We start from the raw sequence: 24995 nt of genomic DNA, 5'->3' as shown, positions 1-24995 counted from the left end.
GGCGCGGCTCGGGTAGTCCCCGCCATGGCCGTGGCCCGGGACCGTCGACCCTCACTGGTGCGACGCGCCATCCTGCGTGACCGGGCGGCGGACGTCGACGGGGCCCGGATCGCCGGTGCGGTGGAACAGCTGCGCCACCGCAGCAAGGCCACCCTGCACGACCGCCTGCACCGGCTGCGGATGGCGATGGGCCTCGCCGTGCAGGCCGGCCTCGCCGCCGGACTGTCCTGGCTGGCGGCGCACGAGCTGCTCGGCAACCCGCAGCCGGTCTTCGCGCCGATCTCCGCGGTCGGCACCCTCGCCGCCTCGGTCGGCCAGCGGTTCCGCCGCACGGTGGAGCTGATCGTCGGGGTGGCGATCGGGGTCGCCGTCGGCGACTTCCTCATCTACCTGCTCGGCACCGGCCCCTGGCAGCTCGGCCTGGTGGTCACCCTGGCCATCGTGCTGACCATCTTCGCGGGCGCCAGCGTGGCCATCGTCATCCAGGCGGCGGCCACGGCGGTGCTGATCGTCACGCTCAGCCCGTCGACCGAGAACCTGGAGATCCCCCGGTTCATCGACGCGTTCATCGGCGGCGGCATCGCGCTGCTGGTCACCGCGATCCTGCTGCCACTCAACCCGCTGCGGGTCATCAACCGCGCCGCCCGGCCCGCCCTGGACCTGCTCGCCGCCCAGCTCGACGTCACGGCGAACGCCCTGCGGGAACGGGACCGGGACAAGGCCCAACGGGCACTGGACCGGCTGCGCAACAACCAGGAGGAGCTGACCGCCTTCACCGAGGCCATCGAGGGGGCGAAGGAGACCGCCATGCTCTCGCCGGTGCGGTGGCACCGGCGGGACGAGCTCACCCACTACGCCGAGGCCGCCGGCCCGATCGACCGGGCGATGCGCAACGCCGGCACCCTGACCCGGCGCGCGGTGACCCTGATCGAGGACGAGGAGCCCATCCCGGAGACGATGCCCGACGCGGTGGCCCACCTCGCCGAGTCGGTGCGCCTGCTCAAGCACGAGTTCGCCGTCGGCGACGAGCCGGAGCAGTCCCGGGAGCGGGCGCTGCGGGCGGTCAGCGAGGCCGGCCGGGCGTACGCCGAGGGGGTCGGCTTCTCCGGCAGCGTGGTGGTCGCGCAGGTGCGCACCACCGCCAGCGACCTGATGGTGGCCTCGGGCGTCACCCAGGAGGAGGCGAACCGCGGGGTCCGGCAGTCCTTCGGCGACCAGGACCGGCCGCGCGGTGAGGGTGAGCGGGAGGGGGTCCCGAAGCCGCCCACCGCCCCGCCGGTCGGCTGACCGCACCTCCGTCGACCCGCTCAGGCCCGCAGGGCGCGGGCGAGGCGGTGGACGGCCTCGTCCATGAGCTCGGGTGGGGCGGCGGCGTAGGTGAGGCGTAGGTGGGGGGCCGGGGGTTCGGCGGCGTACCAGGGGCGGCCGGGGAAGACGACGACGCCCTCGGCGGCCGCGGCGGCGGTGAGCGCGACGTCGTCGGTGCCCTCCGGCAGGCGGGCCCAGAGGTGCAGGCCGCCGCGCGGGACCGGTTGCCGGGCGAGCTCCGGGAGGTGCCGGCGGAGCGCGGTCAGCAGCGCCTCGCGGCGGGTACGCAGCGCGGTGCGCAGGGCGCGGCGGTGCCGCGTCCAGGCCGGGGCGGTGACGAACTCGAGCGTGGCCTGTTGCAGTGGGCCGGCGACGAAGAAGTCGTCGAGCAGCCGGGCCGCCCGCAGCCGGGCGCCGGCCGGGCCACGGGCGCCGATCGCGGCGACGCGCAGCCCGGGAGCGGTCGACTTGGTCAGCGAACGCAGGTAGACGACGTGCCCGTCGGGGTCGTCGGCGGCCAGCGGCGGCGGGGCCTGGCCGTCGATGGTGAGGTCGCGGGCGTAGTCGTCCTCGATCAGGAACGCCCCGGCGTCGCGTACGGCCTCTGCGACCTGGGCCCGGCGGTGGTCCGCCAGCGTCGCGCCGTGCGGGTTGGCGTACAGCGGCTGGCAGTAGAACAGCCGGGCGCCGGTGCGGGCGAACGCGGCGGCGAGCTGGTCGGGCCGTACGCCGTCGGCGTCGGCGGGCACGGGCACCACCCGGAGGCCGGCCGCCCGGGCGGCGGCCAGGGCGCCCAGGTAGGTCGGCGACTCGACGAGCAGGGTGTCGCCGGGCGTGGCGAGCGCCCGCAGCGCGGACGACAGCGCGGCCTGCCCGCCCGGGCAGATCACCATGTCCTCGGCGCGCAGCCCGGCCCCGGCCTCGCGGGCGAACCAGGCGCGCAGGTCCTCGCGTCCCTCGGCCGGCCCACGCTGCCAGGACGCGGGCTGCCGGGCGGCGCGGGTGAGCGCGGCGCCGAGCGCGGCGGCGGGTTGCAGATCCGCGTCCAGGTAGCCGCCGGAGAGCGGGATCGCGCCGGCGGGCGGTAACGCGAGTAGCGCCTGCATCTCGTCCTCGCCCGGCCGGCGCGGGCCGAGCGCCACGGTCTGCCACGACAGGTCGGGCGCCCGCCACTCACGCGGCGGGGCGGCCACGAAGGTGCCCCTGCCGGACCGCGTCTCGACGAGCCCCTGGGCCACCAGCTGCCGGACGGCCTCGGCGACGGTGACCGGCGAGGCCTGGTGCCGGGCGGTCAGCTCGCGCACCGAGGGCAGCCGCGTGCCGGGATCCGCGCCGGCCACGAGCCCACGCAGATCTTGGATGACGCGGTCGGCTGCGTTACCGTCATTCATGAACGGGAACAGTAGCGCTACTGTCAGGACCACGGTAACGGCGGACCGGACGATCGGTCTCGCCCTCGGCGCGCTGGGCGTGCTCGCCTTCAGCATGTCGCTGCCCGCCACCCGCGTCGCCGTGCAGCAGCTCGACCCGTGGTTCGTCGCCTTCGGTCGGGCCGCCGGCGCGGGGCTGCTGGCCTGGGCGTACCTGCGCTTCACCGGCGCACCGCGGCCCACCCGCGGCCAGTGGCGGCGGCTGACGATCGTCGCCCTGGGCGTCGTCGTCGGATTCCCGCTGTTCACCTCGCTGGCGCTCATCACCCAGACCTCCGCGCACGGCGCGGTCGTCATCACCGTGCTGCCCGCCATGACCGCCGTGTTCGCGGTGCTGCGGGCCGGCGAGCGACCGCCGCCGCTGTTCTGGGTCGCGAGCGCCGGCGGGCTGCTGGCGGTGCTCGCCTTCCTCGGCGCCAGCGGCGCGGTGCGCGGTGCGCTCTCCCCGCCCGACCTGTTCCTGCTCGCGGCGGTCGTGCTCTGCGGCCTGGGGTACGCCGAGGGCGGCGCGCTCGCCCGCGAGCTGGGCGGCGCCCGGACGATCTGCTGGGCGTTGCTGCTCTCGCTGCCGGTCACCGTCCCCGTCATGGTCGTCGCCGCCGTGGCCGCTCCTCCGCACGCCGACACCGTCGCCTGGTCGGCGTTCGGCTACCTCACCCTGGTCTCCATGTTCCTCGGCTTCTTCGCCTGGTACGCGGGCCTGGCCCGGGGCGGCATCGCGCAGGTCGGCCAGATCCAGCTCGCGCAGCCGGTGCTCACCCTGGTCTGGTCGGCGCTGCTGCTCGGCGAGAGCGTCACCCCCGCCTCGATCGCGGCGGCGCTGGCGGTGCTGGCGTGCGTCGTGCTGATCCAGCGCACCCGCGCGAGCGCGCCGGTGCCCGCGGCGGAAGGGACCTGACGGGTACGCGTCGCGGCGCCGGTGCGGCCCGCGCGGCGACCCGGCGGTCGTGCCCCCGGCGTCGGCTGCGCCCGCCGGCCCCCGGCCGGCGGGCGCTCCCGGTCGGTCAGGCCAGCGCGGCGAGGGCGGCGAGCAGCCGGTCCACGTGCCCGGTCGTGCTGCCCAGGCCGATGCTGGCGCGCAGGGCGGTCGGCGGCAGGTCCCGCCGGCCGCTGCGGGCGGCCGCCTCGCCGAGCAGCCGCCGGGCCAGCGGGTGGGCGCAGAAGAGGCCGTCGCGCACCCCGATGCCGTACCTCGCGGCCAGCTCCGCCGCCACCTCCGCCGAGTCGCGGCCGGCCACCACGAACGACACGATGCCCACCCGGGGCGCCGCCGGCCCGAACGCGCGCAGCTCCAGCACGTGCGGCAGGGCTGCGATGCCCTCGCGCAGCCGGGTCAGCAGGGCCTGCTCGGCGTCGTGCAGGGCGGCCCGGTCGGCGTCGGCCAGGGCGGCGCAGACCGCCGCCAGGGCGACCGCGCCGAGCAGGTTCGGCGTGCCCGCCTCGTGCCGGGCCGGGCCGGCCGCCCACCGTACGTCGTGGGTGGCCGCACCGACATGGCTGGTGGCGCCCCCGCCGGCCAGGTACGGCGGCGCGGCGTCCAGCCAGTCCGCCCGCCCGACGAGCACCCCCGCGCCGAACGGCGCGTACAGCTTGTGGCCGGAGACGGCGAGGTAGTCGACGTCGAGGGCGGCGACGTCCACCGGGGCGTGCGGGGCGAGCTGCGCGGCGTCCACCGCGATCCGGGCCCCGTGCCGCCGGGCCACCCGGGCCAGCTCGGCCACCGGCCAGCGCTCGCCCGTCACGTTGCTCGCGGCGGTCACCGCGACCAGCACGGGCGGGCCGTGCCCGGCGCCGGGGCGCGCGGGCCCCGACCCGCCCCCCGCGTCCGGCCGGCGCAGCTCGCCGAGCGCCGCGTCCAGCGCGCGGACCGCCCCGGCGGGGTCCCCGGGCACCGGCAGCCGGACCGAGCCGCGCGGCCAGGGCAACAGGTTGGCGTGGTGCTCCCCGCCGAAGGTGACCACCGTGGTGCCGGCGGGCAGCGCCCGGGCCAGCAGGTTCAGCGCGTCGGTCGTGTTGCGGGTGAAGACCACGTGGTCGTCGGCGCGGGCGCCGAGGAAGTCGCCGACCGTCTGCCGGGCGCGTTCGTAGGCGAGGGTGCAGCGCCGCGACAGCGCGCCCGCGCCGCGGTGCACGCTGGCGTACCAGGGAAGCAGTTCGGCCACCGCGTCGGCGGCGACCCGCGCGCAGGGCGCGGTGGCCGCGTAGTCCAGGTTGACCTGGCCGGGCACGCCGAGCACGTCGAGCGGCGCGGCGACGGCGGGCGGCTGCGGCGCGGGCGGGGGTACGAGGGTGACGGTCATGGCCGACCTCCGGGTCCTGGGGACCCCGGGTGGGCACACGGGCGGGGTCCGCGCTTGCCCGGCACGCGGATCGGGCCGGGCCCGGTCATCACCCGGGGCACCCCACCGCGAACTCGACGAGGGTTGCCGGCCAGCAAGCCGGGGCTTGACGCTGGCGCTCGTGACCTGCCGGCAGCATAGCGGGGTGAATGCGGCCGGACCAGCCGGCCGGGGATGGCTACGCTGACCGCATGGCCGACACCCCGCCCGGCGCACCCCTGCCGCCGTCGCCGACCGCGCCCGCCGTCCCGCCGCCGGGTGGGGCCGGGCCCCGGATGCCGTTGCGCCGGCTGGGTTGGCGCCGGTTCCTGGTGCTGGCCGGGACCGTCCTGTTCATCGCGGCGTGCGCGGTGTTCATGGTCTTCACCCTGGGCGAGAACCTCGGCGTCGAGGCACTGCTGATCGGCGTGGTCGCCGCGATCCTCCCGGTTCCGGTGCTGGTGGGCTGTTTCCTCTGGCTGGACCGCTACGAACCGGAGCCCCTGAAGTACCTGATCTTCTGCTTCGCCTGGGGCGCGTTCGTCTCCACCGCGGCCTCGCTGACCGTCAACGAGTTCTCCGCCGGGCTGTTCGAGGAATGGGGGCTGCCGACCGCGCTGACCGCGGTGCTGGTCGCGCCGTTCATCGAGGAGCTGACCAAGGCCCTCGGGCCGCTCCTGCTGCTGATCTTCCGGCGGCGGGAGATCTCCGGGATCACCGACGCCCTGGTCTACTGCGGGCTCTCCGCGATCGGGTTCGCCATGGTGGAGAACATCCTCTACCTGGGCGGCTACGGCTACGCCACGGGCGTGGAGCGATACGGGCCGGCGACCGGCACGCAGCAGGTCATCGCCATCTTCATCGTCCGGATCCTGCTCTTCGGCTTCGCCCACCCGCTCTTCACCTCCATGACCGGGGTCGGGCTGGGCATCGCCGCGCGCGCCGCCAGCCGGGGCGTCCGGGTGCTCGCGCCGCTCGCCGGCCTGCTCCTGGCGATGATGCTGCACGGCCTCTGGAACCTGCTGCCGACGCTCACCCAGGCCACCGGCCAGACGTTGATCATGCTGTACGGCTTCATCGGCGTGATGGTGCCGGTCTTCTTCGGCATGGTCGGGCTCGCCGTCTGGCTCCGGGCCTGGGAGGGGCGGCTCACCGAGCGGACCCTGCCCGACTACGTCCGGGCGGGCTGGCTCACCCCACCGGAGGTGGCGGCGCTGAGCAGCCTGGGACGACGGCACGCCGCCCGGGTGTGGGCCAAGCGGGTGGCCGGCGACGGCGGGCTGAAGGCGATGCGCGGCTACCAGTTCGCGGCGACCCGGCTGGCGCTGCTGCGCGACGGCGCGCTGCGCGGCCTGGACCGACGCCCGGCGGACCGGGAACGGACCGCGCGGGAGGAACGGGAACTGCTGGAGGCGATCGGCGCGTACCGGTCGTTCTTCGTGGGCCGGGACCCGCAGGCGCCGGCCGGGATCTGGGACGGGCACCGCTACCACCTGCGCTTCCCGGACGGCACGCAGCGGTCGGTCGAGGCGCCGGACGAGCCCGTCGTGCCGATCCCGGTGGTGCTCGTCCCGCCGCCGCCCCCGGTGCACCCGGCCGGCTTCGGCCCGCCCGGCTGGTACGGCCAGCAGCCACCGGCACCCTGGCCCCCCGGCCACCACTGACGCGGACGCCGGGGGGATCCCGGATCCGCGACCGGGGCCGCCCCGCTCGGGCCGGCCCCGGTCCGTCAGGTCATCAGGCTGGTGAGGAAGTCACCGAGGCCCTGCGCCATCGCCATCAGTCCCGCCCCGATCGCCTTGAACATCTCCGCCGCGCCGTCCGGCCGGAAGGCCATGAAGTAGATCAGGAACGCGACGCTCCCCCAGATCAAGAGCTTCTTCACGAGTACCGGCATCGTCCCTCCCCAGGGCCGGTGGTGCGGCTGGCTTCCCGGCCGGGGGCGACGCAAACGGCACCGACGCCCTCATCCGGGCGGGGCGGGTCGGGGTGGGGTCAGAGGTAGAGGCCGGTGGAGTCGTTCTCCACCCGCTCGGCGGCCACGGCGTGCACGTCGCGCTCGCGCAGCAGCACGTACCCGCGGCCGTGCAGCTCGACCTCGGAGCGGTCGTCGGGGTCGAAGAGGACCCGGTCGCCCGAGACGATCGCGCGCACGTTCGGCCCCACCCCCACTGCGGTGGCCCAGGCGAGGCGCTTGCCCACGGCGGCGGTCGCCGGGATCACGATGCCGGCGGTCGAGCGGCGCTCACCCTCGCTCCCCTCCATCCGCACCAGCACGCGGTCGTGCAGCAGGCGGATCGGCAGGCCGGAGTCGAGATTCTGGTCGGCGGTCACGCCGGAAACGCTACCGTGTCCCGGTCGGCGGGCCGTGGGCGGTTACGCGCCGGGGGTCGAGGGCAATGGGTGGCGGACCTGCCCTACGGTGGCGTCGTCGGACATGTCCTGTCCGCCCACCAGCGTGGGCGGGCCGGTTCTCTTGCCAGGAGGTGCGCTTGAGCCGCTTCGAGCAGATACGCGGACGGCTCCGTCGCGCGTACGAGTCGGGCCGGGAGTCGGTGCGCGCCCGCCGCGTGGACCCGGCCGACGACCCCGAACCGGCCGGCGTGGCCTCGCCGACGTCCCCGGGCCCGGCGGCGGCCCCGTCCGCGACCGTGGTCGGCGCCCCGACGCCCGGGGCGATGCACAACTCCACCGCCAGCCGCGACGACGCGGACGTGCCGCACGCGCTGCGGATCGCCGCCGCGTGGTCCTGGCGGCTGATCGTGATCGGCGTCGTCGCCTGGGCGCTGCTGAAGATCGTCGGCACCGTCCGGATCGTGGTCATCCCGCTGGCCGTGGCGCTGCTGCTCTCGGCGCTGCTCGCGCCGGCGGTCGGCTGGCTGCTGCGGGCCCGCTTCCCCCGCTCCCTGGCGACGGCGGTGGTGCTGGTCGGCGGCCTGGCCGGGGTCATCGGCACGCTGACCCTGGTGGTGAACGAGTTCATCCAGGGCGTGCCGGAGCTGAGCAAGAAGTCCTCGGAGGGCGTCCGGCAGATCCAGGACTGGCTGAAGACCGGCCCGCTGCACCTCTCCGACGGCCAGCTCGACAACTACATCGACGAGGGCCAGAAGTGGGTCAACAACAACACCGAGAAGTTCACCAGCGGCGCCCTCTCCACGGCCGCCACGCTGGCTGAGGTGTTGACCGGCACGCTGCTGGTGCTCTTCGCCACCTTCTTCTTCCTGCGGGACGGCAACAAGATCTGGCGCTTCCTGGTCCGGTTGCTGCCGGTGGCGGCCCGCTGGAAGGTCGACGACGCCGGGCGGGCGTCGTGGGCCACCCTGGTCGCCTACGTGCGGGCGACCGTGCTGGTCGCCTTCATCGACGCGGTCGGCATCGGCGTCTTCCTGGTCATCTTCGACATCCCGTTCGCCTTCCCGCTCGCCGCGCTGGTCTTCCTCGGGGCGTTCATCCCGATCGTCGGGGCGACCCTGTCGGGCGTCGTCGCGGTCCTCGTCGCACTGGTCGACAGCGGCCCGGTGACGGCGCTGATCATCCTCGGCGCGGTGATCGGGGTGCAGCAGGTGGAGGGGCACCTCCTCCAGCCGCTGATCATGGGCCGGGCGGTGGCCATCCACCCGCTCGCGGTCATCATCGGCATCGCGGCCGGCGTGGTCCTCGCCGGGATCACCGGCGCGCTGGTCTCGGTGCCGCTGATCGCGGTGCTCAACACGGCCGTCCGCCGGCTGGCCGCCCGCACCGTTCCGGACACCCCGCCCGACGCCGTCGTCGTCGCCTCCCAGGCGCCCTGACCCGACCGCGCGGCCACGATCCGCGCAGCCGCACCGAGAGGGTGGCCTCCCGAGCCGGGGAGGCCACCCTCTCGGCGTGCGGATCCCGGGCCCGCCGCGTTCCGGGCCACCGGCCGGGGCCGGGGCCGACGCGGCGGCGGCCAGGCCGGCGTGCCCCGGACGGGCGGGTGAGCGGCGGGCCTGGCTGGCGGGGGCGCGGTCAGGTCTTGGCGAGGCGTTCGAGGGCGCCGCGGGCGACCTCCGGCCGGGTGGTGTACCAGAACGGCGGAAGCGACCGGCGCAGGAACGGCCCGTAGCCCCGGGCGGTCTCCAGGCGCGAGTCGAGCACCGCCACCACGCCCTTGTCGCCCGTCGACCGGATCAGCCGCCCCACCCCCTGGGCCAGCCGGATCGCCGCGATCGGCACGCTGACCGACGCGAAACCCGACCCGCCGCCGGCGTCCACCGCCGCGGCCCGCGCCGCCGCCAGCGGCTCGTCCGGCCGGGGGAAGGGCAGCCGGTCGATGACCACCAGCTGGCAGGAGTCGCCCGGCACGTCGACCCCCTGCCAGAGCGACATCACCCCGAACAGGCAGCTGGACTTCTCCTCCCGGAACCGGCGTACCAGCAGCGGAAGCGCCTCCTCACCCTGAAGCAGGACCGGCAGGTCGGTCCGCGCGCGCAACAGCTCCGCCGCCTGCTGCGCGGCCCGTCGGGAGGAGAAGAGGCCGAGCGTACGCCCGCCGAGCGCGGTGACCAGCGTGAGCAGCTCCTCGCCGGCCGCGTCGGGCAGCCCGGAGACGCTGGGCCGGGGCAGGTGCGCGGCGACGTACAGGATGCCCTGCCGCCCGTAGTCGAACGGCGAGCCGACGTCGAGGGAGCGCCACCCCGGCCCCGAGGTCGCCGGGGCTCCCGCCGTGCCGGTCGCCGGGGTGGCCCCGGCCGCTCCGGCGCCGTCCGCCGGCCCCGTGCCGGCGGTGCGCCCGGCGGACCGGGCGGCCAGGGCGGCGGCGGCCGGTGACGGCGGGTCGGCCGGGGGCGCCTCCAGGCCCAGCGCCCGGGCCACCGTGTCGAACCGGCCGCCCAGCGTCAGCGTCGCCGAGGTGGCGACCACCGTGCGCTCCTCGTACAGGTGGGTGGCGAGCGTGCCGGCGACCGAGAGCGGCGCGACCACCAGCGCCCGGCGGCCGGTGTTGTCGTTCTTCTCCACCCAGGCGACGTCGTGGTCGGCCTCCTCCAGCAGCCGCTGCGCGGTCGCGGAGAGCTCGTCGAGCACCGCCTTGGCCTGCTGCTTGCGCACCGGGTCCGGGTCGTCGGACTTGACCTCGCCGATCGCGTCGAGCGCCGCCCGGGTGGCCGCGTCGAGCAGGGTGCACGCCTCGCGCAGCGGGGCCGGCAGCCCCGAGGTGATCCGCCCGGCCGGCGCCTCGGCCAGCCCGACCGCCAGGGCGTCGCCGGCCGCGGTGAGCGACTCGGCGACGTCCGGCCGCAGCAGCGGGCGGGCCCGCTTCGCGGAGCGGTCGATCAGTTCCGGCACCAGCTCGGCCTGGGCCGCCGAGGAGACCCGGTCGGCCAGCTCGTGCGCCTCGTCGACGATGAGCAGCTTGTGCGGCGGCACGATGTGCCGGCCGGCGAGCATGTCCACCGCGAGCAGGCTGTGGTTGGTGACCACGATGTCGGCCTCCCGGGCGCGGGCCCGGGACGCCTCGGCGAAGCACTCCGCGCCGAACGGGCAGCGGGACGCGCCCACGCACTCCCGGGCCGGCATGGAGACCAGCCGCCAGGCCTGGTCGTCGACGCCGGGGTCCAGCTCGTCCCGGTCGCCGGTGTCGGTCTTCTCCGCCCAGTCGCGCAGCCGCTGGACCTGCTTGCCGAGCCGCCCCGCCTCGCCGAGCCACCTGGTGCCGCCGCCGGGGCGCGCGGCCGGGGCGTCGAAGAGGGTGTCCTCCGGCTCGTCCTCGGTGGAGTTGTCCAGCCGGGCCAGGCAGAGGTAGTGGTGCCGCCCCTTCAGGACCGCGAAGGTGGGCCGCCGGCCGAGCACCGGCTCCACGGCGTCGGCGAGCCTGGGCAGGTCGTGGTCGACCAGTTGGGACTGCAACGCCAGGGTGGCCGTGGAGACCACCACCGGACCGTCCACGGTCAGCGCGGGCGTCAGGTAGGCCAGCGACTTGCCGGTGCCCGTGCCGGCCTGCACCAGCAGGTGCTCCCGCGCCTGCACGCACTCCTCGATGGCGGTCGCCATCTGCTGCTGACCGGGACGCGCCGCCCCGCCCGGCACCGCGCCGACCGCGGCGGCGAGCAGCTCCACCCCGCTCGGCCGGGCCCCCCGTCGCCGGCCTCCGGTGCGGGGCGAGGGGGCGGCGGAACCGGTGGCGAGGCGCGGAGTCACCGTGCGACGGTACCCGCCGTCCCCGACACCGGCCGCGCCGATCCTGGCGTGGCGTCGTCACGGTACGGTCTCCCGCCGACCGCGTCCGGTTACTTCCGTGCGGCGACGGATGGGCGGTATCGGTTAGGGTGCGACTCATGCCGAGCGACGTGGTCCGCGTGATCTACCGCAAGTACGACGGCAGCGCGCACCGTGACTACCCGGCCCGCCGCCTGGCCGAGGACGACCTCGGCGTCTGGCTCGGCGTGACCGAGGGCACGAAGTCCGTCTACCACGGCCGGCCGTCGGTGGAGCAGATCCCGTTCGTCCTCCTGGTGCCGCACCACGCCTGGTGGACCGGCATGTTCAACCCGCCGCCGCGCACCAGCGAGGTCTACTGCGACATCGCCAGCCCGGCCCGCTGGGAGAACGACGACACCGTCCACCTCATCGACCTCGACCTGGACGTGGTGCGCCGCCGGACGACCGGCCTGGTGGAGCTGCGCGACGAGGACGAGTTCGCCGAGCACCGCGCCCGCTTCGGCTACCCGGACGAGGTCGTGACGCAGGCCGAGGCGGCGGCCCGGTGGCTCCTCGGGGCGCTGGACGACGGCACCGAGCCGTTCGCCACGTCCTACCGCAAGTGGCTCGCCCTGGTGGTCTGACCCCGCCGGCACCGGCCCGGGGCGTCACCAGCGCGGCGGCCAGCCGTCCTCGGCCGCCAGCGGCGGCAGGTCGCCCAGCTTCTCGGGGTTGAGCTGGTGGAAGACCCCGGTCACCCGGCCGCCGTCCACCGCGAGGGCGGCGACCACCCGCAGCGGCCGGCCGTCGGAGTGCGGGGTCTCCAGGTGCAGGCCCTCCACGCCGTCGACCAGGACCCGGCGGGCGCGCAGCGCGCCGCCGTACCGGCCGGCCCGGCCGAACAGCCCCAGGATGAAGCGGGCCACCGCGTCGGCCCCGACGACCGGGCGCCGGGCCGCCGGGAAGTGCCCGCCGCTGTCGCCGATGGCGACCACGCCCGGGGCGAGCACCCGCACCAGCGCGTCCAGCTCGCCCGACTCGACGGCGGCCACGAAGGCGGCGAGCACCCGCCGCTGCTCGGCCGCGTCGGCGGTGTGCCGCGGCGCGTCGGGCGCGTGCACCGTCCGGCGGGCCCGGGAGGCGAGCTGGCGGGCGGCGGCGTCGGTCGTGCCGAGCACCTCGGCGATCCGGGAGAACGGCACGGCGAAGACGTCGTGCAGCACGAAGGCGACCCGCTGCTCCGGTGCGAGCCGCTCCAGCACCACCATCAGGGCGGTGCCGACCTCGTCGGCGCGGACCGCCCGCTCGGCGGGGTCGGGCGCGAAGCCGTCGAGGCGCGGGCCCTGGTCGAGCGGCGTCACCACCGGCTCCGGCAGCCACTGGCCGGGGTACGCCTCCCGCCGCACCCGCGCCGAGCGGAGCACGTCCAGGCAGATCCGGGCGCAGGTGGTGGTGAGCCAGGCGCCGAGGTGCCGGATCTCGGCCCGGGCCGCGGGGTCGGCCAGCGCGGCGGCGTACCGCAGCCAGGTCTCCTGCACGGCGTCCTCCGCCTCGCTGCGGCTGCCGAGCATCCGGTGGGCCACCGCCAGCAGCCGCCCCCGCTCGGCCTCGAACTCCGCCACCAGATCCCCCACCGCCACACCCCTCCCGCTCCCGCCGCGCCGCCGCCCCCATCCTCCCGCCCCCGCACCCGCGCCCCCAGGAGCGGGTCGATCATGCGGTCGTGGTGCCCCGCGTAGGGGGCGGAAGCGTGGATTCCGCCCACCACAAGTCCATGATCGCGGGGCTGGGGGACGCGGGGGAGCGGGAGGCGGGGGCGGGAGTTGGCGGGCGGGTGGGGTGGATGTGGGTGATGATCCGGGGATGCGAGCGACTGAGGAGGGCGGCGTGGGCCGCGACGGCGGGGACCGGACCGACGGTGTCGTGGGGCCGGTCGGGGGGACCATGCGGGAGCTGCTCCGGGTGCCGCCGGGCGGGGCGGTCGACCTCCGCTCGGTCGATCCCCGGTCGACGCCCGGGCTGCCCGGGCCGGAGGCGACCGGCCCGCGGCGCAAGGAGTGGGCCCGCGGCCAGGTCGGGCTGGTCGGCGCGGAGCTGGGCCGGCAGCAGGAGATGCTCTTCGCCGACGCGAAGGCCCGGGAGGCGGGCCGACCCGGTGGCGCCGGTGGCCGGGAGGCGGGTCGACCCGGTGACGCGGGTGGCGGGGAGGCGGGCCGACCCGGTGGCGCGGGTGGCCGGGAGGCGGGCCGACCCGGTGACGCGGGTGGCGGCGCGGGCGGGCCGGGCGCGGCTGGCGGGCGCCGGGTGCTGCTGGTCCTGCAGGCGATGGACTGCGGCGGCAAGGACGGCACGATCAGGCGGGTGGCCGGCGCGATGAACCCGCTGGGGCTGCACGTCCGCTCGTTCGGCCCGCCCACCCCCGAGGAGCTGCGGCACGACTTCCTGTGGCGGATCCGGCGGGCGCTCCCGCCGCCCGGCCACGTCGGGGTCTTCAACCGCTCGCACTACGAGGACGTGCTCGTGGCCCGCGTCGAGTCGCTGGTGCCCGAGCCGATCTGGCAGGCCAGGTACGACGAGATCAACGCCTTCGAGCGGGAGCAGGTCGACGCCGGGGTGACCCTGGTGAAGGTGCTGCTGCACATCTCGTACGCCGAGCAGGGCCGGCGGCTGCTGGCACGGCTGGACGATCCGCGCAAGCACTGGAAGTACGACCCCTCGGACGTCGACGCCCGCGCCCGCTGGAACGACTACCAGGCCGCGTACGCCGAGGCCCTGAGCAGGTGCGGCACGGACGCCGCGCCCTGGTACGTGGTGCCGGCGGACCGCAAGTGGTACCGCGACTGGGCCGTCGCGCACCTGCTCCGCGAGACGTTCGACACCCTCGATCTCGGGTATCCGCCTGCCGGTTTCGACGTCCGGCGTGAACGGGAGCGGCTGCTGGGACCCGGGAGAAGGGCGTAGGTGAACGGCAGGTGAACGACCGGTGAATGTGGCCTGACCAGGGGGAGGCCGCGCAATTCCCGGTTCCGTCGTTTTCTAGCATTCCCAGGCGGGCACCCTCCGGGCGACCGACACCCTTCCACCGACACGACGAGGTCCGTGCTGTGAAGTTTTCCTTTCGCCCGAACGAGGGCGCCTTCTACGAGCTCTTCACCAGGGCCGCGCAGAACCTGGTGAAGGGCACCGAGCTGCTCAACGAGCTGGCCCTCCCCGGGGTGGAGGTGCAGTCGGTCAGCGAGCGGCTCACCGAGGTGGAGCACGACAGCGACCAGATCACCCACGAGCTGTACAAGAAGATCAACTCGACCTTCATCACCCCGTTCGACCGGGAGGACATCTACCGGCTCGGGTCGCTGCTCGACGACGTGATGGACCACCTCGAGGCGGTCGGCAACCTGCTCTACCTCTACGGCCTGACCAAGCTCCCCTCGCTGCCCCGCGAGATGCACGAGATGGTCAACGTCCTCGACGCGCAGGCGAAGCTGACCGCCGACGCGATGCCGCGCCTGAAGTCGATGAAGGACCTCGAGGACTACTGGATCGAGTGCAACCGGCTGGAGAACGACGGCGACCAGGTGTACCGGATGCTGCTGGTCCGCCTCTTCTCCGGCGAGTACGACGCGCTGACCGTGCTGAAGATGAAGGAGGTCGCCGACGAACTGGAGGCCGCCTGCGACGCCTTCGAGCACGTGGCCAACACCGTCGAGACCATCGCGGTCAAGGAGTCCTGATCCTGTGAGTCCCGAACTCATCGCCGTGCTGGCGGTGATCGCGGTGGCGTTGGCGTTCGACTACACCAACGGCTTCCACGACGCCGCCAACGCGATCGCGACCAGCATCTCCACCCGGGCGCTCACACCCCGGGTGGCCCTGGCCATGGCGGCGGTCGGCAACTTCATCGGCGCGCACTTCGGCGCCGAGGTGGCCAAGACCGTCGGCAGCGGCCTGGTGAAACTACCCACCGGCACGGCGAGCCTCGGCATCGTCTTCGCCGGCGTGATCGGCGCGATCGTCTGGAACCTCGTCACCTGGTACTTCGGCCTCCCGTCGTCCTCGTCGCACGCGCTGATCGGCGGCCTCGTCGGCTCGACCGTCGCCGCGTCCGGCACGGTGCTCTGGACCGGCATCGGGGAGAGCGTGATCATCCCGATGGTGCTCTCGCCGATGGTCGGCTTCCTGCTCGGCTACATCGTCATGATCGCCGTGCAGTGGATCTTCCGGAAGGGGCACCCGGGCCGGCTCAACCGGGGCTTCCGCTGGGCGCAGACCGCGTCGGCCGCCGCCATGTCGGTCGGCCACGGCATGCAGGACGCCGCCAAGACCATCGGCATCGTGGTGCTCGCCCTCTACGTCGGCGGCTACCAGGACGACCCCAGCTTCATCCCGGAGTGGGCGTTCTGGACCTCGGCCGCCGTGCTGGCCGCCGGCACGTACGCCGGTGGTTGGCGGATCATCCGGACGCTGGGCCGGAAGATCATCGACCTGCGGCCGCCGGAGGGCTTCGCCGCCGAGACCGTGGCCAGCGGGGTGCTCTACTTCAACGCGCTGGTCCTCGGCGCGCCGATCTCGACGACCCACACGATCACCTCGGCGATCATGGGCGTCGGCGCCACCAAGCGGCTCTCCGCCGTCCGGTGGGGCGTGGCCGGCAACATCGTCGGCGCGTGGATCCTCACCTTCCCGGCCGCCGGCTCGATCGGCGCCCTGATGTACTTCCTGGTCCGCCCGCTGTTCAGCTGAGCCGCGACGAAGGGCCCCCTGCCGACGCGCGACGCGTCGCGGGGGGCCCTTCGCGCGCAACCCCGTCAGGAGTAGTCGACGCCGATCTGGGCGCGGACGGAGTCGAGGAGCGCCATCACCTCCAGCGTGGCGGCGTGGGGGACCAGGGGGCTCTCCATGAGGCCCTCGGCGAGGCAGCGCTGGACCTCGACGGCCTCGTACTGGTAGCCGCCGCCGACCAGCTCGTCGGTGATCGTCTCCGGCTCGGCGCCGGCCCGGCGCAGGGTCAGCGAGCCGGGGCGGAAGAACGGCTCGGGCAGGTCGATCCGGCCGGTGGTGCCCGTGACCGAGGCGACCAGCGGGGGCGCCCCGACCATGCCGCAGCTCAGCGTGGCGACCGCGCCCGAGTCGTAGCCGAGGACGATGCCGGTGTTCTCGTCCACCCCCTCCGGGCTCAGCCTGGCCCAGGCGCGGACGTGGTCGGGCACGCCGAGCAGCAGGTGGGCCAGGCTGACCGGGTAGACGCCGAGGTCGAGCAGGGCGCCGCCACCGAGGGTGCGGGCCCGCATCCGGTGCTCCGGCGGGAACGGCCCGGCCACCCCGAAGTCGGCCCGGACGCCGGTCACCGTGCCGATCGCGCCGTCGGCGACCAGCTCGCAGAGCCGGCGGACGAGCGGGTTCGTCCGCATCCACATGGCCTCCATGAGGAAGACCCCGGCCGCGCGGGCGGTCTCCACCAGCTCGACGCTGGTCGCCAGGTCGAGGGTGAACGGCTTCTCCAGCAGCACCGCCCGGCCGGCCGCGAGGCAGGCCAGGGCCGCCTCGTGGTGCGCGGCGTGCGGGGTGGCGACGTAGACGACGTCCAACTCGTCGTCCGCGGCGAGTTCCGCCCAGGAGGCGTACGCCCGCGGCACGCCGTGCCGGGCCGCGAACCGCTCCGCGCTCTCGGCGGTACGCGAGCCGACCGCCGCGAGTTCGGCACCCGGGACCAGGCGCAGGTCCTCGGCGAAACGGGCGGCGATGTTGCCGGTGGCCAGGATGCCCCATCGAGTCATGCCGGCCACGCTAGCGAAGATCACCCGACGGCGGCGCGGGCGATCCACCCGTCGGGAACTAGGCTCGGCGCATGACGATCGACGCCGACGGCTTCCCCGCACCCCCGGCGCTCGTGGCGCACGCCCGCCGGTTCCGGTCCGAGGGCGGCACCCCGGCGGTGCCCCGGGTCGCGGCCACCGTGCTGCTGCTCCGCCCCGCCGGCGACGACTTCGAGGTGTACCTGATCCGACGGGTCGCCGCGATGGCCTTCGGCGGGATGTACGCCTTCCCCGGCGGCGGGGTCGACCCCTCGGACTCGCAGGCGCACCTGGACTGGGCCGGCCCGACGCCGGCCGGGTGGGGCGAGCGGCTGGGGCTGACCCCCGAGGCCGCCCAGGCGGTCGTCTGCGCCGCCGCCCGGGAGGTGTTCGAGGAGGCCGGCGTCCTGCTCGCCGGCCCCGACGCGCAGACCGTGGTGGGCGACGTGAGCGGTGACGACTGGGAGGCCGACCGGGTGGCGCTGGAGCAGCGCCGGGGCGGCTTCGCCGACCTGCTCGCCCGGCGCGGGCTCACCCTCCGGTCGGACCTGCTGCTGCCGTGGAGCCGGTGGATCACGCCGGAGTTCGAGCCGCGCCGCTTCGACACGTACTTCTTCGTGGCCCTGCTGCCGGAGGGGCAGCGGACCCGGGACGTCTCCGGCGAGGCCGACCACACCCTGTGGGTCCGCCCGGCGGACGCCCTGGCCCGGGCGGAGGCGGGCGAGCTGACCATGCTCCCGCCCACCCTGGTGAGCCTGGCCCAGGTGGCGGCCGGCGGCGACCTGGCCGGCGTCGCCCGCGCGGCGGCGACCCGGGACGCGGCCACCCCGGTCACGCCCCGCCTCGACGCGCCCGCCGACGGCGAGGCCCGGTTCGTGCTGGACTGACCGTGGTCGCTTCGGGCGCGGAGGTCGGCGAGGCTAGGCCACGAAGATGCAGAACGGGTGACCGGACCGGTCCGCGAACACGTACAACGGCTCGTCGGGGTCGTCGGACCGGTCGAGCAGGAGTTCCGCGCCCAGGGCCTCCGCCCGCGCACGCTGCCTCTCCAACTCGGACGCGTCCGGGACGGTGAAGTCGAGGTGCAACTGCATCGGGACGTCGTGCCGGGGCCAGGTGGTCCGAGGCAGGCGGTCGACAAGTTGGAAGGCGAGCCGGGCCGCTCCGTCCGGGTCGGTGAGCACGAGCCAGTCCGGGTCGTCGGCCGTCCCGTCCGCCGGTGGCTCGTCACCGGGGCGGTACCGCAGCCCGAGCAGCTGCCGGTAGAACTCGGCAAGCTCCCGTGGGTTCGTGCTGTCGAGCACGGTGTGCAGCAACTGCGGATATTCCGACATGCCCGTCCTCCGCATCGACCGTAGGCGTTCCCCGACCCTAGAGCAGATCCCGGGGCGCTGCCGGGCTTGCCGCGGCGTGGCCTGGGAAGGGGAGGGCCCCTTCCCGAAAGAGCGGGAAGGGGCCACTGCCTCGCCGCTCAGCCGAAGCGGCCGGTGATGTAGTCCTCGGTCTTCTTCACGCCGGGGTTGCTGAAGATCTTCTGCGTGTTGTCGTACTCGATGAGGCGGCCCGGGTCGCCGGTCTTCTCGATCGAGAAGAAGGCGGTCCGGTCCGAGACGCGGGCGGCCTGCTGCATGTTGTGCGTGACGATGATGATGGTGAACTTGTCCTTGAGCTGGAACATCAGGTCCTCGATGGCCAGCGTGGAGATCGGGTCGAGCGCCGAGCAGGGCTCGTCCATCAGCACCACCTGCGGCTCGACGGCGATGGTCCGGGCGATGCAGAGCCGCTGCTGCTGACCGCCGGAGAGGCCGGCGCCGGGCTTGCCGAGCCGGTCCTTCACCTCGTCCCAGAGGTTGGCCGAGCGCAGCGCCCGCTCGGCCGCCTCGTCCAGGATCGACTTCTTCCGGACGCCGTTGAGCCGCAGCCCGGCCACCACGTTCTCGAAGATGCTCATGGTGGGGAACGGGTTCGGCCGCTGGAAGACCATGCCGATCATGCGCCGGACGGCGGTGACGTCCACGTCCCGGTCGTAGATGTCCTGGTCGTCGATGGTGAGGCTGCCCTCGACGCGGGCGCCGGGGAGCACCTCGTGCATCCGGTTGATCGACCGCAGGAAGGTGGACTTGCCGCAGCCGGACGGGCCGATCAGGGCGGTCACCGTCTTCGGCTCGACCGTCAGGTTGATGTTCTCGATCGCCTTGAAGGCGCCGTAGTAGGCGGTCACGTTCGAGGCTTCGATGCGCTTGGCCATGGTGGTGGTACCTCCGGGGTTCATCGGCCGAGCCGGTTGCGACGGGCCAGCAGCTTCGCCGCGACGGTCAGGATCAGCACGAGGGCGACCAGGGTGAGTGCCGCGGTCCACGCCCGCGCCGGCGCGTACCTCGACGCGTCACCGGCCTGCTGGTAGACGAAGAGGGCCAGCGACGACTGGTTGTTCTCGAACGGGTTGAAGTTGATCGCCGCCCCGCCGCCGGCGACGAGCAGCACCGGGGCGGTCTCGCCGGCCGCGCGGGCGATGGCGAGCATGACGCCGGTGACGATGCCCGGCAGGGCGGTCGGCAGCACGACCCGCAGGATGGTCTTCCACTTCGGCACGCCGAGGGCGTACGCCCCCTCGCGCAGCGGCGCCGGGACGAGACGCAGCATCTCCTCGGTGGAGCGGACCACGGTGGGCAGCATCAGCACGCTAAGCGCGAGCGCGGCGGCGAAGCCGGAGAAGCTGGGCCGCCCGTCGTTGAACCACGGCGAGACGATCAGCACCCAGAACGCCAGCACGAACAGGCCGGCGACGATCGACGGGATGCCCGTCATCACGTCCACGAAGAACCGGATCGTGAGGGCGAACCGCCCCCGGCCGTACTCGACGATGTAGATCGCGCAGAGGATGCCGAGCGGGACGGTGATCAGGGCGGCGATGCCGACCTGCTGGAGCGTGCCGACGATGGCGTGGTACGCGCCGCCGTTCGCATCCCGCGCGCCGATGTTGTTCATCGAGGTGAGGAAGAAGTCGGCGTCCAGGCGTTGCGCGCCCTTGCTGACCAGGGTCCAGACCACCGACGCCAGCGGCAGGACGGCCAGCACGAACGCGGAGTGGATCAGCGCGCTCCAGGTGCGGTTGCGGGCGGACCGCCGCCCCTCGACGCGGTTCGCGGCGGCGAACAGGCCGGCCAGGTAGAGCAGCGCGCCGAGGACCACCACCAGCACGGGGCCGCCGGTGTCGGTGCCGTACACGAACGCGGCGGCGACCAGCAGGGCGGCTGCCGCGATGGCCGGCGCGGCGTACTTCGGCAGGCGCCGGGCCCGCAGCGTGGGCGGCTGGGCCGGCGGGCGGGTGCGGTGCGAGGTGACGATGGTGCTCATGCCGCCACTCCGCTTCGCTGCGTGGCGCCATGAGGCACCGGGGCACTGTGACGATGGTTCGCTCGCTGGTGCTCGCTCATGCGGCCGACTCCGTGAACTCCCGGCGGCGGTGGATGATCGCCCGCGCCGTGATGTTGACGATCAGCGTGATGGCGAAGAGCACGAGGCCCGAGGCGATCAGCGCGCCCCGACCCGTGTCGTTCGCCTCGCCGAACGTGTTGGCGATGTTGGCGGCGATGGTGTTGCCGCCGCTCTCGATGAGGTTGAACGAGATGCCGAAGGTGATGCCGAGGGTCATCGCCAGGGCGATGGTCTCGCCGAGCGCCCGGCCCAGGCCGAGCATCACGGCGGCGACGATGCCGGGGCGGCCGTACGGCAGCACCGCGGTGCGGATCATCTCCCAGCGGGTGGCGCCGAGGGCGAGGGCGGCCTCCTCGTTGGCGGTCGGGGTCTGCAGGAACACCTCGCGGGAGAGCGAGGTGATGATCGGCAGCACCATGATCGCCAGGACCAGCGCGCCCAGCATGATGGACTTCCCGAACGGGCCGTCGCCGCCGAAGATCGGGATCCAGCCGAAGTACGTGTTCAGCCAGGCGGAGAAGTCCCGCACCGGGTTGATGAAGACGTCGCGGCCCCAGAGGCCGAAGACGACGCTCGGCACCGCGGCCAGCAGGTCGATCAGGAAGCCCAGCGTGGTGCCGAGCCGGCGCGGCGCGTAGTGGGACAGGTAGAGGGCGATGCCCAGGGCCACCGGCACCGCGATGAGCAGGGCCAGCGCGGAGCTGAGCACGGTGCCGAAGGCGAGCGCCCCGATGCCGAACTTCGGCTCCGCGTCGTTCGGGAACCAGCCCTCGAAGGTCCAGAAGCTCTCGGTGTTGGCCCGTAGCGCCGGCACCGCCTTGGCGACCAGGAAGACCGCGATCGCCGCGATGACGACCAGGACGGCGGTGCCGGCGGCGAGGGTGAGGGCGCGGAAGGCCCGTTCGGCGCCGAACGCCCGGGCCCGGGGCAGCGCGCCGCCGCCGCCCAAGCCGGCTCCGCCCGGGGTACGGGTGCTGACTGGTGCCTCGGCCAGACGCGCCGAGGCACCGGCGGGCCGGTCGTGACCTTCGGTCACGCGCGTCCCGCCGGTGCCGGCGTGGGCCGAGCGGTGAGGGGTTTCACCCATCTGCTCGCTCGCTTCGCGTTGAGGTGGTGGTGACGGTGTCGATGCGGACGGCTCAGGCGAGGTTCTTGACCGCGGCCTCGACCTTGGTGCGGACCGAATCGGGCAGCGGGGCGTAGCCCAGCTCGGTCAGGTCGGCCTGGCCCTCGGTGCTGGCGGCGTGGGCGAGGAAGCCCTTGACCAGCGGGAGCTTGTCGGCGGCGAGGCCCTTGGTGCAGACGATCTCGTAGGTCACCAGGACGATCGGGTAGGCCCCGGCCTCCTTGGTGTTGTAGTCGATCTTCATCTTCAGGTCGTCGCCCTGGCCGACCACCTCGGCGCCGGCGATGGTCTTGCCGGCCGACTCGGCGGTCAGCTCGGCGAACTCGCCCGCGCCGTTGCCGACCTTCGCGGTCTTCAGGCCGCCGTTCTCGGCGTACGACCACTCGACGTAGCCGATGGTGCCGTCCTGGCCCTTGATCGCGCTGGCCACGCCGTCGGACTTCGCCGCGCCGGTGCCGCCCGGGGCCTTCCACTCCTTGGCCTTGCCGAAGGTCCAGTCGGACGCGGCGGTCTTGGTGAGGAAGTCGGTGAAGTTGTCGGTGGTGCCGGAGGAGTCCGAGCGGTGCACCGCGTTGATGGCGGTCGACGGCAGCTTGGCGTCCGGGTTGTCGGCCTTGATCGCCGGGTCGTCCCACTTGGTCACCTTGCCGGCGAAGATCTTCGCCAGGGTGGCCGGCTTGAGCTGGAGGTTGTCCACGCCGCTGACGTTGTAGGCGATGGCGACCGGGCCGATCACCATCGGCAGGTTGATCGCGGCGCCGCCGACGCACTTGGCGTTGGCCTGCGGCTGCTCCTCCTCCTTGAGGGCGGAGTCCGAGCCGGCGAAGTCGGCGGTGCCGGCGATGAAGGCCTGGATGCCGGCGCCCGAGCCGGAGGGCTCGTAGTTGATCTTGGCACCGGAGCACTTCTGCTGGTACGCCTTGATCCACTCGTCCATCGCGTTCTTCTGCGCCGACGAGCCCTGGGCGTTCAGCGTGCCGGTGGCGCAGTCGGCGGCGGCGGCCGACCCGGAGGCGGAGGCGCTGCTCGCGGGCTCGTTGTTGTCCGAGCCGCATGCGCTGAGAGCGAGCGTCGCGGTAAGAGCGAGGCAGGCGAGAGTGCCGTGCCGCTGGAGCTTCACCTGAGGGGTTTCCCTTCACGTCTGACTTCGCACCCGGATTGGGGCCCGGGGTGCCGGCGCTGACCGGCTGATCCAAAAGCTAGGAGCGCCAGGTAGCCGGTTCGCCGGTCGGAAGTGAACGGGGAGTGAACAGGTGCGGCAGCGCAGATGACCGCTCGCTGAGGGTGAGTTGTCCGTTAAGTGAACTCGGATGCCCCTGTCGGAAGTATGGGGATTTTCCCGGTAGGCCGCCATCTCCCGGATGCGTTGCCGTCATCCGGCGGTGACCGTGCCGGGGCGGCACGCGCGGGCCCGGGCCGTCGCGACCCGGGCCCGCGCCGGCGTCAGGCCGACTGGTAGTTGACGTGCGCCGACCAGAGGGCGAAGCCGAGCCGCTCGTAGAGCGCCACCGCGGCGGTGTTCGACTCGTCGACGTAGAGCATGACCCGGTCCAGGTCCCGCCGGTCCCGCAGGTACGCCAGCCCGGCCGCGGTCAGCGCCCGGCCCAGCCCGCCGTGGTGGGCCGACGGGTCCACGCCGAGGACGTAGACCTCGCCGATCCGGGCCGAGCCGGCCTGCTCGTGGACCTTCGTCCAGTGGAAGCCGAGCAGCCGGCCGGTGGACCCGTCGACGGCGAGCAGGAAGCCCTCCGGGTCGAACCACGGCTCGGCGAGGCGTATCCGCAGGTCGGCGGCGGTCCAGCGGCCCTGTTCCGGGTGCTCGGCGAAGGCCCGCGCGTTGACCGCCAGCCACTCCTCGTCGTCGACGCCGGGTCGGAACGCGCGCAGCGTCACCCCGTCCGGCAACGGGTGGTCGGCGATCGGGCCGGTCAGCGGCCGGCGCAGCTGCCAGAGCACCCGGGCCCGGCGCAGGCCCAGGTCGACGGCGAGCGCGGCGGCCGAGGGGTGGTCGCCGTGCGCCCAGACCCGCAGCGGGCCGTCGGCCGCCGCCAGGACGCCCCGGGCCAGCGCCCGCCCCGTCCCACGTCGCCGGTACGCCGGGTGCACCACCAGCTCCACCCCGACCCCCGTGGCCGCGTCGGTGGTGTCCAGGTGCGCGTACCCGGTCAGGGTGCCGTCGTCCGCCCGGGCTGTCAGGTGCACCGCGGGCGCGTCGGCGTCGCGGAGCCGGAGCAGGACGTGCTCGTCGAACGGGTCCGCCCCGTCCGCGTCGCCGGCGACCCGGGCGAGGGCCGTCACGTCGGCGATCTCCGTGGGGCTGAGGCGGTCGGCCCGGGTGACCCGGCCGCTGCTCGCATCGGGGTTGCTCATGACGTCACCGTAGTCCGGTCCTCACTCGGCGCCGCCGGCCTCGGGCGGGTCGCCTTGCGGTGCGGCGGTCGTCACACCGCCGGGTCGCCTGAGGACGAACGTCCGCCCGCCGCCTCACGTCGTCCCGTCGGGCAGTGCCTCCACCTTGAACCGGCTGGTCAGGTCCGGCAGGATGCGGTGCAACGCGTCCACCGTGCCCTGTCGGTCACCGCCGGCGTCGTGCAGCAGCACGACCGAGCCGGGTACGACGCCCTCGACGACCGTCGCCGCGATCCGGCCGGCGCCCGGCGTGTCCCAGTCCGTCGGGTCGACCGTCCAGTGCAGTGGCGTCATGCCGAGTTCCTGGGCCACCGACACCACCTGTGCCGTCCAGGCGCCGCCGGGCTGCCGGTAGTACGCGATCGGCGCGTCGGGCACCGCCGCCCGGATCGCCTCGCTGGTGCGCAGCAGGTCCGCCCGGATGGCGGCCGGCGACCGCCGGCCGAGGTTGACGTCGTGGTTCCAGCTGTGGTTGCACAGGGTGTGCCCGTCGGCCGCGATGGCCCGGATCAGGTCCGGGTGGCGCTGCGCGTTCTCGCCGACCACGCAGAAGGTGGCCCGCACCCGGTGCTCGCGGAGCAGGGCGAGCACCTGCGGCGTGTACTGCGGGTCCGGCCCGTCGTCGAAGGTCAGCGCGACCAGCGAGGTGCCGCTCGTGGTCTGCGTGCCGAACGGCCCGTCCGCCGTCCCCGGTGACGGCCCGTCGGTCGGGCCCGGCGGCGGCGTGCCGTCGGGGCTGGGGCCGCCGTCCTGCCCGGCCTCCGCCGGGCTGCTGCCCGGTTCACCCTCCGGCGTGCGGTGGGGAGTGTCGTCCGCCGGCGGCTGGTCGGCGTAGTGCGGGCCGGTGGCGCTGGTGGTCACGCTGGACCGGGTCGGCGGGTCGGGGACCAGGCTGCGGCCGAGGGCGTACGCGGAGCCGAGCAACCCTGCCACCACCAGCGCGACGAGACCGACGGTGCGCGCCGCCGAGGGGTCCCGGACCAGTGGGCCCGTCCGTGCCGATCCGCCGCCCCCG

Annotated in this window: 23 protein-coding genes and 1 riboswitch; of the genes, 9 read left to right on the top strand and 14 right to left on the bottom strand. The window is 74.5% G+C overall.

What is annotated here, in order from left to right; genetic code table 11:
- Window positions 1-30 precede the first annotated feature (30 nt).
- A complete protein-coding gene (locus tag AB0G08_RS05130; RefSeq protein ID WP_358083587.1) occupies window positions 31-1287 on the top strand; it encodes an FUSC family protein in 1257 nt (418 codons plus the stop codon).
- A 20-nt stretch (window positions 1288-1307) separates the two neighbouring features.
- Here AB0G08_RS05130 and AB0G08_RS05125 read toward each other — a convergent pair whose 3' ends face one another.
- On the bottom strand, window positions 1308-2699 hold the full coding sequence (locus AB0G08_RS05125; protein WP_358083275.1) for a PLP-dependent aminotransferase family protein: 1392 nt from the start codon (window positions 2697-2699) through the stop codon (window positions 1308-1310).
- Between AB0G08_RS05125 and AB0G08_RS05120 the strand changes: the two genes are divergently transcribed.
- Window positions 2698-3636: a DMT family transporter gene (locus tag AB0G08_RS05120; RefSeq protein ID WP_358083272.1), complete on the top strand. Its 939-nt coding sequence runs from the start codon at window positions 2698-2700 to the stop codon at window positions 3634-3636. The genes AB0G08_RS05125 and AB0G08_RS05120 overlap by 2 nt on opposite strands.
- Before the next feature lie 106 nt (window positions 3637-3742).
- Here the strand turns inward: AB0G08_RS05120 and AB0G08_RS05115 are convergent, their stop codons facing one another.
- Window positions 3743-5038 (bottom strand): aminotransferase class V-fold PLP-dependent enzyme, encoded by a 1296-nt coding sequence (locus AB0G08_RS05115; RefSeq protein WP_358083269.1) that lies wholly within the window; start codon window positions 5036-5038, stop codon window positions 3743-3745.
- Between the two features lie 45 nt (window positions 5039-5083).
- A riboswitch (SAM riboswitch) is annotated at window positions 5084-5204 on the bottom strand.
- Between the two features lie 22 nt (window positions 5205-5226).
- On the opposite strand from AB0G08_RS05115, the gene AB0G08_RS05110 reads away from it, so the two are divergent.
- Complete coding sequence (locus AB0G08_RS05110; protein ID WP_358083267.1) at window positions 5227-6720, top strand: PrsW family intramembrane metalloprotease; 1494 nt, start codon at window positions 5227-5229, stop codon at window positions 6718-6720.
- Window positions 6721-6785: 65 nt separating this feature from the next.
- On the opposite strand, the gene AB0G08_RS05105 is transcribed toward AB0G08_RS05110, so the two are convergent.
- Both AB0G08_RS05105 and AB0G08_RS05100 read right to left on the bottom strand, forming a co-directional pair.
- Window positions 6786-6953, bottom strand: coding sequence for a hypothetical protein (locus tag AB0G08_RS05105; protein ID WP_358083264.1), 168 nt, complete (start codon window positions 6951-6953; stop codon window positions 6786-6788).
- Window positions 6954-7051: 98 nt separating this feature from the next.
- On the bottom strand, window positions 7052-7390 hold the full coding sequence (locus tag AB0G08_RS05100; RefSeq protein ID WP_088998164.1) for a co-chaperone GroES: 339 nt from the start codon (window positions 7388-7390) through the stop codon (window positions 7052-7054).
- Between the two features lie 152 nt (window positions 7391-7542).
- Between AB0G08_RS05100 and AB0G08_RS05095 the strand changes: the two genes are divergently transcribed.
- Window positions 7543-8847: an AI-2E family transporter gene (locus AB0G08_RS05095; RefSeq protein ID WP_358083262.1), complete on the top strand. Its 1305-nt coding sequence runs from the start codon at window positions 7543-7545 to the stop codon at window positions 8845-8847.
- A gap of 199 nt (window positions 8848-9046) precedes the next feature.
- Here the strand turns inward: AB0G08_RS05095 and AB0G08_RS05090 are convergent, their stop codons facing one another.
- Window positions 9047-11068 carry an ATP-dependent DNA helicase gene (locus AB0G08_RS05090; protein ID WP_358083584.1) on the bottom strand — a complete coding sequence of 674 codons (2022 nt, stop codon included), beginning with the start codon at window positions 11066-11068 and terminating at the stop codon, window positions 9047-9049.
- A gap of 284 nt (window positions 11069-11352) precedes the next feature.
- On the opposite strand from AB0G08_RS05090, the gene AB0G08_RS05085 reads away from it, so the two are divergent.
- Window positions 11353-11859, top strand: coding sequence for a DUF402 domain-containing protein (locus AB0G08_RS05085; RefSeq protein ID WP_357877664.1), 507 nt, complete (start codon window positions 11353-11355; stop codon window positions 11857-11859).
- A gap of 24 nt (window positions 11860-11883) precedes the next feature.
- Here AB0G08_RS05085 and sigJ read toward each other — a convergent pair whose 3' ends face one another.
- Window positions 11884-12849, bottom strand: a complete 966-nt coding sequence (gene sigJ, locus AB0G08_RS05080; protein WP_358083259.1) for an RNA polymerase sigma factor SigJ — start codon at window positions 12847-12849, stop codon at window positions 11884-11886.
- Between the two features lie 310 nt (window positions 12850-13159).
- On the opposite strand from sigJ, the gene AB0G08_RS05075 reads away from it, so the two are divergent.
- The 3 genes from AB0G08_RS05075 (at window position 13160) to AB0G08_RS05065 (ending at window position 15955) form a co-directional block, all read left to right on the top strand.
- Window positions 13160-14176, top strand: a complete 1017-nt coding sequence (locus AB0G08_RS05075) for a PPK2 family polyphosphate kinase (protein WP_358083581.1) — start codon at window positions 13160-13162, stop codon at window positions 14174-14176.
- Between the two features lie 143 nt (window positions 14177-14319).
- The gene (locus tag AB0G08_RS05070; protein WP_088998168.1) at window positions 14320-14946 is read left to right on the top strand and encodes a DUF47 family protein; all 627 of its coding nucleotides are present in this window, start codon (window positions 14320-14322) and stop codon (window positions 14944-14946) included.
- 4 nt (window positions 14947-14950) lie between these two features.
- Complete coding sequence (locus tag AB0G08_RS05065) at window positions 14951-15955, top strand: inorganic phosphate transporter (RefSeq protein ID WP_088998169.1); 1005 nt, start codon at window positions 14951-14953, stop codon at window positions 15953-15955.
- A 65-nt stretch (window positions 15956-16020) separates the two neighbouring features.
- Here AB0G08_RS05065 and AB0G08_RS05060 read toward each other — a convergent pair whose 3' ends face one another.
- A complete protein-coding gene (locus AB0G08_RS05060) occupies window positions 16021-16989 on the bottom strand; it encodes a Gfo/Idh/MocA family oxidoreductase (protein WP_358083256.1) in 969 nt (322 codons plus the stop codon).
- 71 nt (window positions 16990-17060) lie between these two features.
- Here AB0G08_RS05060 and AB0G08_RS05055 point away from each other — a divergent pair, with 71 nt between their 5' ends.
- Window positions 17061-17894, top strand: coding sequence for an NUDIX domain-containing protein (locus AB0G08_RS05055; RefSeq protein WP_358083253.1), 834 nt, complete (start codon window positions 17061-17063; stop codon window positions 17892-17894).
- A gap of 33 nt (window positions 17895-17927) precedes the next feature.
- On the opposite strand, the gene AB0G08_RS05050 is transcribed toward AB0G08_RS05055, so the two are convergent.
- From AB0G08_RS05050 to AB0G08_RS05020, 7 genes are all read right to left on the bottom strand, one after another.
- Window positions 17928-18341 carry a VOC family protein gene (locus AB0G08_RS05050; protein ID WP_358083250.1) on the bottom strand — a complete coding sequence of 138 codons (414 nt, stop codon included), beginning with the start codon at window positions 18339-18341 and terminating at the stop codon, window positions 17928-17930.
- 137 nt (window positions 18342-18478) lie between these two features.
- On the bottom strand, window positions 18479-19255 hold the full coding sequence (gene pstB, locus AB0G08_RS05045; RefSeq protein ID WP_358083247.1) for a phosphate ABC transporter ATP-binding protein PstB: 777 nt from the start codon (window positions 19253-19255) through the stop codon (window positions 18479-18481).
- A gap of 20 nt (window positions 19256-19275) precedes the next feature.
- Window positions 19276-20364, bottom strand: coding sequence for a phosphate ABC transporter permease PstA (gene pstA, locus AB0G08_RS05040; protein WP_358083244.1), 1089 nt, complete (start codon window positions 20362-20364; stop codon window positions 19276-19278).
- A gap of 76 nt (window positions 20365-20440) precedes the next feature.
- The gene (gene pstC, locus AB0G08_RS05035) at window positions 20441-21532 is read right to left on the bottom strand and encodes a phosphate ABC transporter permease subunit PstC (protein ID WP_357877683.1); all 1092 of its coding nucleotides are present in this window, start codon (window positions 21530-21532) and stop codon (window positions 20441-20443) included.
- Window positions 21533-21584: 52 nt separating this feature from the next.
- Window positions 21585-22691: a phosphate ABC transporter substrate-binding protein PstS gene (pstS, locus tag AB0G08_RS05030; RefSeq protein ID WP_358083240.1), complete on the bottom strand. Its 1107-nt coding sequence runs from the start codon at window positions 22689-22691 to the stop codon at window positions 21585-21587.
- A gap of 323 nt (window positions 22692-23014) precedes the next feature.
- Entirely contained in the window at window positions 23015-23941 is a 927-nt protein-coding gene (gene mshD, locus AB0G08_RS05025; RefSeq protein WP_358083237.1) for a mycothiol synthase, read from the bottom strand.
- Window positions 23942-24055: 114 nt separating this feature from the next.
- Entirely contained in the window at window positions 24056-24964 is a 909-nt protein-coding gene (locus AB0G08_RS05020) for a polysaccharide deacetylase family protein (protein WP_358083578.1), read from the bottom strand.
- Window positions 24965-24995: the final 31 nt, after the last annotated feature.

This window comes from Micromonospora sp. NPDC023644, assembly GCF_040640115.1.
In the GTDB taxonomy this organism is placed as follows: domain Bacteria; phylum Actinomycetota; class Actinomycetes; order Mycobacteriales; family Micromonosporaceae; genus Micromonospora.
This window is presented reverse-complemented; position numbering and strand designations above follow the sequence as displayed.

Bases quoted from the DNA above. Each gene is read 5' to 3' on its own strand.
- AB0G08_RS05120 (WP_358083272.1), top strand. From the start codon at position 2,698: ATGAACGGGAACAGTAGCGCTACTGTCAGGACCACGGTAACGGCGGAC.
- AB0G08_RS05125 (WP_358083275.1), bottom strand. From the start codon at position 2,699: ATGAATGACGGTAACGCAGCCGACCGCGTCATCCAAGATCTGCGTGGG.
- AB0G08_RS05115 (WP_358083269.1), bottom strand. From the start codon at position 5,038: ATGACCGTCACCCTCGTACCCCCGCCCGCGCCGCAGCCGCCCGCCGTC.
- AB0G08_RS05110 (WP_358083267.1), top strand. From the start codon at position 5,227: ATGCGGCCGGACCAGCCGGCCGGGGATGGCTACGCTGACCGCATGGCC.
- AB0G08_RS05105 (WP_358083264.1), bottom strand. From the start codon at position 6,953: ATGCCGGTACTCGTGAAGAAGCTCTTGATCTGGGGGAGCGTCGCGTTC.
- AB0G08_RS05090 (WP_358083584.1), bottom strand. From the start codon at position 11,068: ATGGCGACCGCCATCGAGGAGTGCGTGCAGGCGCGGGAGCACCTGCTG.
- AB0G08_RS05085 (WP_357877664.1), top strand. From the start codon at position 11,353: ATGCCGAGCGACGTGGTCCGCGTGATCTACCGCAAGTACGACGGCAGC.
- AB0G08_RS05075 (WP_358083581.1), top strand. From the start codon at position 13,160: ATGCGGGAGCTGCTCCGGGTGCCGCCGGGCGGGGCGGTCGACCTCCGC.
- AB0G08_RS05060 (WP_358083256.1), bottom strand. From the start codon at position 16,989: ATGACTCGATGGGGCATCCTGGCCACCGGCAACATCGCCGCCCGTTTC.
- AB0G08_RS05055 (WP_358083253.1), top strand. From the start codon at position 17,061: ATGACGATCGACGCCGACGGCTTCCCCGCACCCCCGGCGCTCGTGGCG.
- AB0G08_RS05050 (WP_358083250.1), bottom strand. From the start codon at position 18,341: ATGTCGGAATATCCGCAGTTGCTGCACACCGTGCTCGACAGCACGAAC.
- pstB (WP_358083247.1), bottom strand. From the start codon at position 19,255: ATGGCCAAGCGCATCGAAGCCTCGAACGTGACCGCCTACTACGGCGCC.
- pstA (WP_358083244.1), bottom strand. From the start codon at position 20,364: ATGAGCACCATCGTCACCTCGCACCGCACCCGCCCGCCGGCCCAGCCG.
- pstC (WP_357877683.1), bottom strand. From the start codon at position 21,532: ATGGGTGAAACCCCTCACCGCTCGGCCCACGCCGGCACCGGCGGGACG.
- mshD (WP_358083237.1), bottom strand. From the start codon at position 23,941: ATGAGCAACCCCGATGCGAGCAGCGGCCGGGTCACCCGGGCCGACCGC.